Source organism: Enterobacter cloacae complex sp. GYL001, assembly GCF_049237125.1.
Lineage (GTDB): Bacteria > Pseudomonadota > Gammaproteobacteria > Enterobacterales > Enterobacteriaceae > Enterobacter > Enterobacter hormaechei_C.
Genome location: NZ_JBMKGW010000012.1, coordinates 79866 through 92312, shown reverse-complemented (window position 1 = coordinate 92312; position 12447 = coordinate 79866). Strand labels below are relative to the sequence as shown.

Annotated in this window: 12 protein-coding genes; 4 read left to right on the top strand and 8 right to left on the bottom strand. The window is 60.6% G+C overall.

The window, feature by feature from the left end:
• Positions 1-3: 3 nt before the first annotated feature.
• From ACOTWU_RS19020 to ACOTWU_RS19010, 3 genes are all read left to right on the top strand, one after another.
• Entirely contained in the window at positions 4-306 is a 303-nt protein-coding gene (locus ACOTWU_RS19020; RefSeq protein ID WP_014168006.1) for a PTS lactose/cellobiose transporter subunit IIA, read from the top strand.
• A 136-nt stretch (positions 307-442) separates the two neighbouring features.
• The gene (locus tag ACOTWU_RS19015; RefSeq protein ID WP_032646695.1) at positions 443-1822 is read left to right on the top strand and encodes a carbohydrate porin; all 1380 of its coding nucleotides are present in this window, start codon (positions 443-445) and stop codon (positions 1820-1822) included.
• A 134-nt stretch (positions 1823-1956) separates the two neighbouring features.
• Positions 1957-2862, top strand: coding sequence for an EamA family transporter (locus tag ACOTWU_RS19010; protein ID WP_017383673.1), 906 nt, complete (start codon positions 1957-1959; stop codon positions 2860-2862).
• 50 nt (positions 2863-2912) lie between these two features.
• Here the strand turns inward: ACOTWU_RS19010 and nepI are convergent, their stop codons facing one another.
• The 3 genes from nepI to ACOTWU_RS18995 form a co-directional block, all read right to left on the bottom strand.
• A complete protein-coding gene (gene nepI / locus ACOTWU_RS19005; protein WP_126498972.1) occupies positions 2913-4103 on the bottom strand; it encodes a purine ribonucleoside efflux pump NepI in 1191 nt (396 codons plus the stop codon).
• A 169-nt stretch (positions 4104-4272) separates the two neighbouring features.
• Positions 4273-4791: an SRPBCC domain-containing protein gene (locus ACOTWU_RS19000; protein WP_126498971.1), complete on the bottom strand. Its 519-nt coding sequence runs from the start codon at positions 4789-4791 to the stop codon at positions 4273-4275.
• A gap of 97 nt (positions 4792-4888) precedes the next feature.
• Positions 4889-5341 (bottom strand): DUF1198 domain-containing protein, encoded by a 453-nt coding sequence (locus ACOTWU_RS18995; protein ID WP_045329530.1) that lies wholly within the window; start codon positions 5339-5341, stop codon positions 4889-4891.
• Positions 5342-5440: 99 nt separating this feature from the next.
• Here ACOTWU_RS18995 and ACOTWU_RS18990 point away from each other — a divergent pair, with 99 nt between their 5' ends.
• Positions 5441-6343 carry a LysR family transcriptional regulator gene (locus tag ACOTWU_RS18990; RefSeq protein ID WP_015570111.1) on the top strand — a complete coding sequence of 301 codons (903 nt, stop codon included), beginning with the start codon at positions 5441-5443 and terminating at the stop codon, positions 6341-6343.
• On the opposite strand, the gene ACOTWU_RS18985 is transcribed toward ACOTWU_RS18990, so the two are convergent.
• The 5 genes from ACOTWU_RS18985 to uhpA all read right to left on the bottom strand — a co-directional run bounded on the left by ACOTWU_RS18985 (position 6331) and on the right by uhpA (position 12427).
• The gene (locus ACOTWU_RS18985) at positions 6331-7335 is read right to left on the bottom strand and encodes an alpha/beta fold hydrolase (protein WP_032646693.1); all 1005 of its coding nucleotides are present in this window, start codon (positions 7333-7335) and stop codon (positions 6331-6333) included. The genes ACOTWU_RS18990 and ACOTWU_RS18985 overlap by 13 nt on opposite strands.
• 169 nt (positions 7336-7504) lie before the next feature.
• Positions 7505-8896, bottom strand: coding sequence for a hexose-6-phosphate:phosphate antiporter (gene uhpT / locus ACOTWU_RS18980; protein WP_006808805.1), 1392 nt, complete (start codon positions 8894-8896; stop codon positions 7505-7507).
• A gap of 132 nt (positions 8897-9028) precedes the next feature.
• Positions 9029-10339 (bottom strand): MFS transporter, encoded by a 1311-nt coding sequence (locus tag ACOTWU_RS18975; protein ID WP_039269389.1) that lies wholly within the window; start codon positions 10337-10339, stop codon positions 9029-9031.
• Entirely contained in the window at positions 10332-11837 is a 1506-nt protein-coding gene (gene uhpB, locus ACOTWU_RS18970) for a signal transduction histidine-protein kinase/phosphatase UhpB (RefSeq protein ID WP_126498970.1), read from the bottom strand. The genes ACOTWU_RS18975 and uhpB overlap by 8 nt, the downstream gene beginning before the upstream one ends.
• A complete protein-coding gene (gene uhpA, locus ACOTWU_RS18965) occupies positions 11834-12427 on the bottom strand; it encodes a transcriptional regulator UhpA (RefSeq protein ID WP_003861054.1) in 594 nt (197 codons plus the stop codon). Before uhpA ends, uhpB begins: the two co-directional genes overlap by 4 nt.
• Between the last annotated feature and the right edge of the window lie 20 nt (positions 12428-12447).

The following is a 12447-nucleotide window of genomic DNA, read 5'->3' as shown; positions in this document are numbered from 1 at the left end:
ATGATGATCGCACTAGAAGAAGCCGTAATGGAAATTATCGTCAACGCCGGCCAGTCCCGCAGCCTGTGCTTTGAAGCCCTGCACGCGGCGCGTCAGGGCAACCTTGACGAGGCCAAAAGCCTGCTGCGCGAAGCCGACGGCTACGCGCGCCAGGCGCACAAGATGCAGACCAAACTGATCGAGCAGGATGCGGGCGAAGCCCGCCAGCCGATGACCTTAATTATGGTGCACGCCCAGGATCATTTAATGAATTCCTTATTAGCGCGCGAGTTATCCGAAGAAATTATTCATTTATATCAGAGATAGTCTATGGCGAAATAATTACTGTAATACCTCTGTACCCTAAATAGAGATCCACTTGTTCTGATGATAGCGACATACTCTGTCAGATCGGAGCGGGATGGTTATTGTCTGAATAAAATTAAACTATATTGAGATAACCATGAATACGATTAAAAAACTTCCATTAACCATGGCGGTTATCGCCGCGCTTTGCCCAATTTCCGTTCTCGCTCAGGAATTCACTCAGGAGCAAATCGACGCCATTGTGGCAAAAGCGGTGGATAAAGCCCTGGCCGAGCGTCAGGCCAAAATGGACGCGGCGGTCGCGAAAAAAGCGGACGTGGTGACCGAGCCGCAGAGCGCGGCGCAATCTCCGGATATGGCGATCCCGTTTGGCATCAAATTCACCGGCTACGCCCGCTACGGCGCGCACTTCCAGGCCGCCGATCAGAAATACGTGGCGGTGGACGGCTCCTACAACGGCGCGTCGGCCATTGGTCGTCTGGGTAACGAAGGCAACGGCGGCGAGTTCCAGCTCTCTAAAGCCTTCAAGGGCGAAAACGGCGCCATCTGGGACATCAACGTGATGATCGACCACTGGGGCGACGAAGTTAACCTCAAGAAAGCCTACGCGGGCGTGACCAACATTATGGCCTCCAACCCGAACGCCTACTTCTGGGCGGGTCGCGACTTCCACCAGCGTCCGCAGCAGGGCATCAACGATTACTTCTGGATGAACCACGACGGTCAGGGCGCCGGGGTGAAGAACTTCGATATCGGCGGCGTGCAGTTTGACGTGGCCGCCGTGGCAGCGGTGGAATCCTGTAGCCCAGAAGTGATGGAAGACGAAGCCAACCCGTCGCGCATCACCTGTACCGGCGGGTCCGGCACGGGCGACAAAGGCAACTACGCCGCGACGTCTAAAATCCACGGTATGAAGCTCGGTCCGCTGGATCTGGAGCTGTACGCCAACTACGGCTTTGACTCCAAAGCCGTTGAGAGCGACGAACGTCTGAACGCCTGGCAGGGCGGCGTGGTGCTGAGCCACACCAACGACAGCGGCGTGAACAAGGTGATTGCCCGCTACTCCGATAACGCGGACAACAGCGTGTTCAACAAAACCGAGGATCTGACCACGGTCTACGCCAGCTTCGAAGGGCTGTACAAATTCACCCAGGCGACGCAGGTGGAGTACCTCCTCGCCTTCCATGACTACGACAACAGCCGCGATAAGACCGACAACCGCAAGAACTACAACGCCATCGTGCGCCCGATGCACTGGTGGAACGACGTTCACTCCACCTGGCTGGAAGCGGGCTGGCAGCACGTGGATTACGACAACGGCGGCGACAACAAGGGCTGGAAGCTGACCCTGTCGCAGAACATGTCTATCGCCATGGGGCCGGAGTTCCGTCCGATGCTGCGCTTCTACGTGACCGGCGGCAAGGTGGATAACGAACGTACCGCGCGCGTGAACAACACCAAAGATGAAACGCTGGACGACTTCAACGTCGGCGCGATGTGGGAGGCGTGGTTCTAGTACAGCGTCGTTTGTTTCGCCCGGCGGCGCTGCGCTTGCACGGGCCTACAAGGTTTTGTAGGCCGGGTAAGCGTAGCGCCACCCGGCAAGATCCCATGTTATGCTACAAAAAAACCAACATAACAGGGGAGAACATGGGTTCCACACGCAAAGGGATGCTCAACGTCCTGATCGCCGCCGTTTTATGGGGCAGTTCCGGGGTTTGCGCGCAGTACATCATGGAGAAAAGCCACATCTCTTCGCCTTACCTGACCATGGTTCGTCTGCTGTTTACCGGCGTGATCCTGCTGACGCTCTCCTTCGTTCACGGCGACAAGATTTTCTCGGTCGTCAAAAACCGCAAAGACGCTCTCAGCCTGCTGTTTTTCTCGCTGGCTGGCGCGCTTACCGTGCAGCTCACCTTCCTGCTGACAATTGAAAAATCCAACGCCGCGACGGCCACCGTGCTCCAGTTTCTGTCGCCGACCATTATCGTGGCATGGTTTGCGCTGGCGCGGAAAACGCGTCCCGGCATATTTGTCTTATCCGCGATTTTCACGTCGCTTGTGGGTACCTTCCTGCTGGTAACCCACGGCGACCCGACGTCGCTCTCCATCTCGCCGGCCGCGCTGTTCTTCGGTATCGCCTCGGCGTTTGCCGCGGCGTTTTATACGACGTACCCGTCGACGCTTATCGCCCGCTACGGCACGCTGCCGATTGTCGGCTGGAGTATGTTGATTGCGGGACTAATGCTGACGCCGTTCTACGCCGGACGCGGCACCACCTTCGTGATCGACGGCGGCCTGCTGCTGGCGTTTTTCTACCTGGTGGTGATAGGTACCGCGCTGACGTTCAGCCTGTATCTGAAAGGCGCACAGATGATCGGCGGGCCGAAGGCGAGCATTCTGAGTTGCGCCGAGCCGCTGAGCAGCGCGCTGCTGTCGGTGGTGTTGCTGGGTGTGGCGTTCACCCTGCCGGACTGGCTGGGGACGCTGCTGATTGTGTCGTCGGTGGTGCTGATTTCGATGGATTCGAGAAGACGGGTTCAGACATCGGCGTAGCCTGATGTCCCCTCACCCCGGCCCTCTCCCACGGGAGAGGGAGAAAAGCACTACTTCGCCTTAACCTTCCCCGCCACCAGCAGCGCGGTCAGCAGCATCAGCGTGCCGGAAATTACCAGCGGCGAGGTCAGCCCCAGGTGGTCGAGCGCTACGCCGCCCACCGCCGCGCCGCAGGTATTCGCCAGCTGGATCACCGCCACCTGAATCGACCCGGCTTTTTCCGCCTGATCGGCAAGCGAGCGGGTGATCCACGTCGACCAGCCCACCGGCACCAGCGCAAAGGCAAAGCCCCAGATAATCGCGATCGCCGAAGCCACCCACTTATCGCTGCCCCACAACACCAGCACCGCGGCGCTGATCGCCAGCACCAGCGGGGCACCCGCCAGCGCCACCTTCAGGGAGCGCTTCAGGAACTGGGACGACAGCGAGGTGCCGACAAAACTGGCGATCCCGAAGCTCAGGAGCACCAGCGTCAGGCCGTCCACGTCAAAGCCCGCCATGGTCATATACACCGGGCGGATATAGGTGAAGAAAGCAAACTGCCCGGCAAAGGCCATGAAGATGGCGGTCATCCCCGCCAGCACGCCCGGGCGCTTCAGCAGCGCGAACATGTTCTGTTTGTGGTGCGCCGCTTCCCCCGGAAGGGACGGCAGCGCCTTCCACACCCAGATAATGCACAGCACGCCCATCACCGCCGCCGCGTTAAAGACGTTGCGCCAGCCGATAATTCCACCGAGGAAACTGCCCAGCGGCGCGGCGATCACCAGCGCGATCGAGACCGCACCGAAGATAACGGACAAGGCTTTTGGCACCGTACGCGCGGGCACCAGGCGCATGGTCAGCGAGGCGGACATCGCCCAGAAGCCGCCTAATCCCAGCCCCAGGCAGGCACGGCCGAGCAGCAGCAGGGTGAAGCTTTCAGCGAAAGAGACCAGCAGGCAGGAGAGCGTCAGCAGCACGCTGAACAGAATAACCACCTTGCGACGGTCAATGGTGCCGATCGCCTGCGTGATAAACAGGCTGGCGAACATCGCCACAAACGCGGTGACGGTCACCGACTGCCCCGCCACGCCCTCGGAAATGCCCAGATCCTGCGCCATCGGCGTCAGCAGGCTGACCGGCAGGAACTCGACGGTGATCAGGCAGGCGACGCAAAATGCCACGGAGAAAACCGCCAACCAGTTGGGGCGTGAAACCTCTTTGGCCTGCGGTGTAGTCGTGGGCTGGGTATGTTCTGTCATGGCATCACCTGAAGATAAAAACGTGCGGAAAAGTCGCGCAGTTTATCATCAAAAGTGTGACGAATTTAACGTTTCGACAACTTTTGTCGTTTTTTAATGCCGGGCGGCGCTGCGCTTGCGCCGGCCTACGGGCTTGTAGGCCCGGTAAGCAAAGCGCCACCGGGCAAAATTACCCGCGAGCCTTAAGAGCGGCACTCGCTAATCCCACGATCCACTCCTGATGCCCGTTAATCATTGGGTTTGGCACCGTGCGCGCTAATTCCTGCGCCGGCACGCCTTTCTGCGACTCCTGAGTCAGAATGCGCACGCGGTTTCCCGGCAGGTCTTCAAACAGCCAGGCGTGGATCACGTCCAGACGCGAATTTGCATCCCCTTCTACCCAGCCGTGCCACGCGATACGCGCGGCTTCGCCCTCCACGGGCGGAACATACTCCGTCACCTGCGCCTCAACCGGGAAGCCAAAGGTGGTGAAGCGGAAGCGGGCGTTGGCGCTCAGCACCGGGCCGCTGCCGTCGTGAAAACGGATATCTTCGGCGTTGCTGTAGTAGTTCGGCCACAGGGTGGTGTCGTTGAGCTGCGCCCAAATCTCTTTTGCGCTCAGCCCGGCGACGATGATTTCGTTGGAGGCAAAGTTATCGGTGGTGCCGGGCAGGTAGTCGTTCGGCCAGATAATGGCGGATTGTTTCATGGTTCACCTCATCGGTTAGTTGATAAGGTGATGGTGCGCCTGCGGGTGATATAAATCTAATGACGATGCTTTATACTCTTCATCACGTTTCGTGATATCAGTGCAGGTAAAACACGCCCTCTTCCGGCAGGAAAAGCTGGTTGTAGCGCAGCTGGAAGGCGTTAAGCTCCTGCGGGTCAGGCTCTATCTCGCGCATAAAGCCGAGCGCGAGGCGGATTTGCGCGTCGGTGATCGGCGCGGCCAGACGGGCTTTACGCAGCATGCGGTGCCAGGTATGCAGATTCTCTTCGCTGGCGTCGACGATGCAGACCTGCCAGATCAGCAGCACCTGAGCGGCATTTAGCAGATGCGCCTCGTCGGGGCGTTCAAGATAGCGGATAAACTCATTGCCCGGCGTTTTACCGAACTGGTCAATCATCGACTCGACCGGCAGCGGGGTGATCCCCAGCCGCTCGCTTAAACGTTTGATGGCGCGGCGGGAGTCTGAGGTCAGGACACGAAATCCAACCACAAACACCACGGCAAGCGTTGCCAGCATTATCCAGACCATGCGTTCTCCTTAGACTAGCCGCCCATCATAGCGGGAAACGCAGTGCGTCAACAGCGGGCAGCGCCATAATAGTAAACGGAAAAGAGGTGGAAAAACGTCATGAAAGCGGATCTGCGCACGCTGGATCTTAACCTGCTGAAAACGCTGGATGCCCTGCTGGACGAACGCAGCGTCACCCGCGCGGCGGCGCGTCTTGCCCTGACCCAACCAGCGGTAAGCGGCATGCTTAACCGCCTGCGGGATTACTTTGAAGACCCGCTGTTTATCCGCGCGCCGCACGGCATCGTGCCTACCACCCGGGCGGAAGCGATGGCGGCTCCCGTCAAACGCATTCTGGCAGATATCGACGAGCTGCTTCAGCCGATCGCCTTTGATCCGCTCACCGCAACGTTCACCTTCACGCTTGCCGCGACCGACTACGCCCTGCGCGCGGTCGTCGTGCCGTTTATCGCTGCGCTTAAGGTGCAGGCGCCGGGGATTCGCGTGCGCGTGGTACCTGTGGAATCCGACCGTCTGGTCAGCCAGCTCGAACAAGGCTCTGTCGACGTGGCGCTGATCACCCCGCACACCACGCCAGATGAGCTTCACAGCCGGGCGCTTTATGATGAACGGTACGTTTGCATGATGCGTGCCGACCATCCGGATGCCGGACAGCCCATGACGTTAGACCGGTTTTGCGCCCTGGAGCATGTGCTGGTCTCTTACGAGGGCGACGGTTTTCGCGGCGTAACGGATGGCGCGCTGGAGAAAACTGGCCGAACGCGGCATGTTGGCTTATCGGTGAGTAACTTTTTAGTCCTGCCGGACGTGCTGGCCCTCAGCGATATGATTGCCGTTGTGCCATCACGCATAGCGGAAAAGCAGACGGGGATGTTCGTCTGCGAGACGCCGGTTCCCGTGCCCGGTTTTACCAAAAGCATGGCCTGGCACGGCAGAACGCACCGCAACCTCGCGCAGGCGTGGCTGCGCGGGCTGTTGCTGGAGACCAGTCAGCGCGCCTGAAGCCCTTTCAGCAGCGCCTCGTGGAAGCGTGCAGGATCCTGCATCTGCGGCGCGTGGCCCATGTCGTTAAATTCAATCAGCGTCGCGTGCGGGATGCGCTTCGCCGTCTCTTTGCCCAGCACCGTGTAGTTACCGAGCGTCTTGCGGATCTCCGGTGGGGCGAGATCTTTCCCGATGGCGGTGTTGTCCTTCGTGCCGATCATCAATAATACCGGCATCTTCAGCTCGCTAAATTCATAGACGACCGGCTGGGTATAAATCATGTCGTAGAGCAGCGCCGAGTTCCACGCCACGCGCGCTTTGCCCGGCCCGTTGTTTAACCCGGCAAGCATGGTGACCCAGCGCTCGTACTCCGGCTTCCACTCCCCGGCGTAGTAGGTGTTTTTCTCGTACTGACGAATACCGTCGGCGCTGACTTTCAGCTCGCGCTGGTACCACTGGTCGACCGTAATATGCGGCACGCCGCGCGCTTTCCAGTCTTCAAGCCCTATTGGGTTCACCATCACCAGTTGCTCCACCTGCTGCGGCCACATCAGCGCGTAGCGGGTCGCCAGCATGCCGCCGGTCGAATGGCCGATAACCGTGACGCGATCGACGCCCAGCGTTTTCAGCAGCGCGTGGGTGTTATCCGCCAGCTGCTGGAAGGTGTACTGATAATGCTCCGGCTTGGTGGATTTGCAGAAGCCGATCTGGTCGGGTGCGATCACGCGATACCCGCTGGCTGAAAGCGCGCGGATCGTGCCGTCCCAGGTGCCAGCGCAGAAGTTTTTGCCGTGCATCAGCACCACGGTGCGGCCGTTGGGTTTTTCCGGCTTCACGTCCAGGTAAGCCATATCCAGAGGCTGGTTCTGCGAGGTAAAGGTAAAGTGTTTTACCGGCCAGCCGTAGTCAAAACCTTCCAGCTTCTCGCCGTAGGTGGGGGCATCCGCGGCCATTGCGGGGGAGGCCAGCGCCATCAACAGCGCCAGGCAGGACAATCGTCGGGTCAACATGCAAGCTCTCCGTTAGCAAAAGGGGCTAAGGCTGCACGAAAGGCGGCAGCAAAAAAACTGTAGAGCATGGAGAGGGGCGGGTATGTAAAGCGGGGTAAAGGTAAAAGGCAGGCCGTGAAAAATAAAAAAGCCCGGCATCACACACCGGGCAAAGAAGTTACCTGCACACTCAGGCTACTTTTAATTTCTGCGCACGATTCTCGCGGCGGATCTTACGCTCTTCCAGCACCGCAACCATCGCCATCAGGACGATACAGCCAATCGCTGCCGCATCCAGCGCGGCGAAGGTGCCCGCCCAGCCGGTGAGGCCGAAAATTGGCGTGCCGTCGGCGATCATGCCCAGACCGAGCTTGGCGAAGCTGTCGCCGATCAGGTAGGCGAAGGTGCCCTTAATCCCATCGGCTGCGCCGATCGCTTTTTTCGGCACAAAGCCAACCGCCGCCACGCCGATCAGCAGTTGCGGACCGAACACCAGGAAGCCGAGCGCAAACAGCGACGCCAGGTAAACGTACTGGTTGCTGGCGTGCTGGTAAACGCCGAGCGTGGCGATAATCAGCGCCAGCGCGACGCAGGCCACCAGCGCGCGACGGCCGTTGGCGAGGTCCGAGAGCCAGCCCCACAGCAGGGTGCCGACCAGCGCGCCCACCTCGAACAGAGTGAAGCCCTGAATCGCCACCTCTTTCGAGAGCTTCAGCTCCTGGAAGGCATACACGGTGGACCACTGGTCGATACCGATACGCACCACGTACAGGAAGATGTTCGAGAAGCAGAGCAGCCAGATCACTTTGTTTTTCAGCACGTACTCAACAAAGATCTGCCATTTGGACATCTCGTTTTCTTCGGTCTCTTTGTCCTCCTCGCTGATCTCCTCCCCGAACAGCTCTTCAGCTTTGCCGAGGCCGTAGGATTCCGGGGAATCGCTGCCGTAGCGCAGGCCGATAAAGCCGACAATCAGGGCGATAATCGACGGGAAGATAAACATGCCAATCACGTGGCCGTCGAACAGGTAGTTCGCACCGAACAGCGCCACGCCGGCCGCGCCCGCTCCGCCGAGGTTGTGGGAGATGTTCCACATGCCGAGGTACGAACCCCGCTTGCGGCGCGGGGTCCATTTGGTGATGGTGGAGTAGCTGCACGACCCGCCGGTACTCTGGAAGAATCCGCTCAGGGCGTAGAAGGCGATCATCAGGAACAGGCTGACGGAGCCCGCGCCCATGCTGGCGCTGAAGCCGAGCATACAGATGGCGGAGAGGATCAGCATAAACGGCAGGAACTGCTTGGTGTTTTTGCCGTCCGCGTAGTAGGACACAACCGTTTTCCCCACGCCGTAGGTGATGGAGAAGCCTAGGCCAATCATCCCCAGCTGCGTCATGCTCAGCCCGTAGGTCGAGATCATGTCGTTCTGCGCGATGTTAAAGTTTTTGCGGATCAGGTACATGGTCAGGTAGCCGATGAAGACCACCAGATAGGACTGCATGAACGGTTTGAACCACATCTTGCGCCGCACGTCGAGCGGCAGATCCAGGGTCGGCTTGCGCACCTGATTTAAGAAGGCCAGCATGACTGAGTTACTCCTGAGCTGATTTTTGCAGCATTGTAAAAACCAGCCAGGAGAGATGCCTGAGACAGCGTCCAGGTGAAACCGGGAAAATTTCTTAGTTTTGCGCGTCTCGGCAGCAAAAGGTGAGGCGCGTCACGCTTCGCGCGGTGCCTGCGCGTGCAAAAACGGCAGCAACAGCAGGGCGGAGATGCCCGCCGCGATGGCGATCACCGCGAAGAACCCGCTCCAGTGCCAGACGTCGATCACCCGCGCCAGCGGCCAGCCGGAGAGCGATGCGCCAAGGTAGGCAAACAGCCCGACAAAGCCCGTCGCCGCGCCTGCCGCCTCTTTGTGGGAACACTCCGCCGCCGCCATGCCGATCAGCATCTGCGGGCCAAAGACGAAAAAACCGATGGTGAAGAAGCACGCCGCCTGCATCACGTAGCTGGCGAACGGCATCAACCACAGCGACCCGACGGAGAGCAAAATCCCGGCGGCAAAAATCAGGTTCATCGGACCGCGGTTGCCGTTGAACAGCTTGTCCGAGCCCCAGCCCGCCACCAGCGCGCCGATAAACCCGCCCAATTCAAACATGGTCACCGCCGAGTTGGCGGTCACCAGGTCCACGCCGAGAGTTTCGGACATGTACAGGTTGCCCCAGTCGTTGATGGCCGCGCGCACCACGTAGACCAGCACGTAGCAGAGCGACAGCAGCCAGATGTAGGGGTTTTTCAGCACGTATTTGGTGAGGATCTCCTGACGGGACAGCCCGGCCCCTTCCTGCTGCTGGGCGATCTCCATCTCGTCGTGCCGCCAGTCTCCCACCGGCGGCAGGCCGACGGTTTGCGGCCTGTCGCGCAGGCGCCAGCAGAGGAACAGCCCGGCGACAATCGCGAGGCCACCGGCAATCATCATCCCCGCGCGCCAGCCGTAGTGCAGCGCTGCGGCACCCACCACCATCGGGATCAGCGCCCCGCCGACGTTATGCGCGGTATTCCATATCGCCCACCAGCCGCCGCGCTCGTTGCGCGAGTACCAGGCGGTGAGCAGGCGGGCGCAGACCGGCGCGCCCCAGCCCTGGAAAAAGGCGTTCAGCGCCCACAGCAGGGCAAAGGCCCACAGCGAGGTGGAGAAACCAAACAGGATGTTCACCACGCCGGTGGCGATCAGCCCAACGCCCATAAAATAGCGCGCGTTGGAGCGGTCGCTGACGATGCCGGAGAAGAACTTCGACAGGCCGTAGGTGATGTAAAACAGCGTCGCCAGCAGGCCGATATCGGTGCGCGTCATCACGCCGCTGGCGAGGATTTCCGGCGCGGCGGCGTTGAAGCTTTTGCGGGTGAAATAGAACAGCGCGTAGCCGAGCCAGATGGTAATCAGGATATGGCGACGCCAGTAGCGGTAGCGGGAGTCGATTTCCGCTTTGTTGCTTAATGGGGCTGCGCTGGCGGGGGTTTTAAACATGGTGCGTCCTTAACGGCAAACTGACGCTGACGCGCGTCCCGTGGGTGCAGGAGATGTTCAGCGTGCCGCCCAGCGCCTTTACGCGCTCGCGCATGCCCGCAAGACCAAACCCCTGCTGGCCGGAGCCCGGCGGCAGGCCGCAGCCGTCGTCTTCAATCACCAGCATCAGGCGCTCGTCCTGCTGCCAGCCCTGGATCGTTACCGCGCTGGCGCTGGCGTGTTTGACGATGTTGTTCAGCCCTTCCTGGCAGACGCGGAAAAGGGTCACGCGCTGGCCTTCGCTCAGGGTAGCTTCATTGATGCGCCAGTCGAGATGGCTGACAATCCCGCGGCTCTCCAGCTCCATCTCGCGCATCAGAGAGCGTATTGCCTGCTCGAGCGAGAGATCGTCAAGCTGGCGCGGGCGCAGCCGCCCTAACAGGCGACGAACGGAATCATAGACGCCCAGCGAAAGCTGTTCGATATGCGCCCCGCCCTGCTTCACGCCCGCGTTTTCTGCCGCCAGGCGCTGAACAATGCCCGCCTGGGTGCGGATGGCGGTGATGGTCTGGCCGATGTCATCGTGCAGCTCGCGAGCAACCTCCTGGCGCACGCTCTCTTCCGTCTCCAGCAGACGCTCCGCCAGACGGCGGTTGCGCGCCAGCTCGGCTTGCAGAGACTGGTTCAGCTCGCGCAGGCGCTGTATGCCCGCGCCGAGCAGCAGCCCGGTCAGGCTCTGGGCCAGCAGCGAGAGCAGCAGATCTACCGGGTGATCGTGCCAGGTCTGGCTGGCAATCAGCGCGATGGCGTTCATCAGCGTGGCGATCAATGCGCCCTGCCAGCCGTAATGCCAGGCAAGGGCGATGATCGGCAGCGCCAGACAAAACGGCGTGAAGCGTGATAATTCAGCGGGCAGACCAAGCTGCAACCACAGGCTCACCACAAACAGCAGCAGATACCAGATCAGGTGCCGGGCGCGCCAGTTCACCGGCTGGGAGGCCAGCGCCGGGCCGAGCGGCTGCCAGACGGTGCTGGTAAGGTAATGCCAGATCACAAGGCAGGTCGGGGCCAGCGTCAGGCCGCCGGTGAGGGTCAGCAGCAGGGCGTTGAGCCCCTCCTTTTCACCCACCCACGGCAGGGACTGCAACAGCGCGGCGGCAATCAGCGCCGCACCCTGACGCAGCAGCGTGCGCCAGTCGCGCTGGTGACGGTAGCGGGAAATCAGGGCGACCGGGATAAGCGTGAGCAGGCTTCCGGTCATCAATAAAGGCAGGTGCGCGAGGGCCACTTCCTGCGCCAGCCAGATCAGCATCAGCCACTCTGCGCCCAGCAGCACCGGCCAGTAGCCGCGCGGGCATTGCAGCATTAGCCCCAGCCGCAGGCCAAAGGGGAACAGCAGCACCGCCAGCTCCGGGCGCTCGACAAGATGCAGGCTGATACTCCACAGACAGAACCACGCGGCGGAGAAGATAAAAAAGCTGGCGACGACGGCGATCAGCCGTGAAAACAGGGAGTTCATTGCCAGCTGTCAAACATACGGCGCGCCAGCTCGACATCGTTACTGACGTTGAGTTTTTCCATCAGGTTGGCGCGATGAACGTGAACGGTCTTTGGCGACAGCCCCAGCTCTACGGCAATCTCTTTCACCGACATGCCCTGGGCAAGTTTCTCTGCCACCTGGCGCTCGCGTCTGGTGAGCGGATCCTGCCGTCCCGCCGCCAGCTTGATGGCAATATCCGGCGTCAGGTAGCAGCCGCCGGTGGAGACGGTACGCACGGCGGCAATCAGCTCGTCCGGGCTACAGCGTTTAGAGAGAAACCCGCGCGCCCCCGCGTTGAGCGCCTGCTCGACCAGCGCCGGGCTGTCGTGGACCGAGAGCATAATCGTCGCCATCCCTTTCGGCAGCTGGCTTAACAGCTCCAGCCCGGAGAGGTCCGGCATTGAGATATCGCAGATACAGACCTGCACCCCGCGTCCCGGCAGGCCCGCCAGCGCCTCGCGTCCTGAGCCAAACTCGGCCACGACCTGAAAATCCGGCTCGAGGTTTAAAAGCTGGGCAAAGCCGGAGCGAACGATAAGGTGGTCGTCGATAAGGGCGATGGTGGTCATGGTTTGATCCTGATGCGTGA

Excerpts from the sequence above, each read along its gene's own strand:
- uhpB (WP_126498970.1), bottom strand. The coding sequence starts at position 11,837 with ATGAACTCCCTGTTTTCACGGCTGATCGCCGTCGTCGCCAGCTTTTTT.
- ACOTWU_RS18975 (WP_039269389.1), bottom strand. The coding sequence starts at position 10,339 with ATGTTTAAAACCCCCGCCAGCGCAGCCCCATTAAGCAACAAAGCGGAA.
- ACOTWU_RS18990 (WP_015570111.1), top strand. The coding sequence starts at position 5,441 with ATGAAAGCGGATCTGCGCACGCTGGATCTTAACCTGCTGAAAACGCTG.
- nepI (WP_126498972.1), bottom strand. The coding sequence starts at position 4,103 with ATGACAGAACATACCCAGCCCACGACTACACCGCAGGCCAAAGAGGTT.
- ACOTWU_RS18995 (WP_045329530.1), bottom strand. The coding sequence starts at position 5,341 with ATGGTCTGGATAATGCTGGCAACGCTTGCCGTGGTGTTTGTGGTTGGA.
- ACOTWU_RS19000 (WP_126498971.1), bottom strand. The coding sequence starts at position 4,791 with ATGAAACAATCCGCCATTATCTGGCCGAACGACTACCTGCCCGGCACC.
- ACOTWU_RS19020 (WP_014168006.1), top strand. The coding sequence starts at position 4 with ATGATCGCACTAGAAGAAGCCGTAATGGAAATTATCGTCAACGCCGGC.
- uhpA (WP_003861054.1), bottom strand. The coding sequence starts at position 12,427 with ATGACCACCATCGCCCTTATCGACGACCACCTTATCGTTCGCTCCGGC.
- ACOTWU_RS19010 (WP_017383673.1), top strand. The coding sequence starts at position 1,957 with ATGGGTTCCACACGCAAAGGGATGCTCAACGTCCTGATCGCCGCCGTT.
- ACOTWU_RS19015 (WP_032646695.1), top strand. The coding sequence starts at position 443 with ATGAATACGATTAAAAAACTTCCATTAACCATGGCGGTTATCGCCGCG.
- uhpT (WP_006808805.1), bottom strand. The coding sequence starts at position 8,896 with ATGCTGGCCTTCTTAAATCAGGTGCGCAAGCCGACCCTGGATCTGCCG.
- ACOTWU_RS18985 (WP_032646693.1), bottom strand. The coding sequence starts at position 7,335 with ATGTTGACCCGACGATTGTCCTGCCTGGCGCTGTTGATGGCGCTGGCC.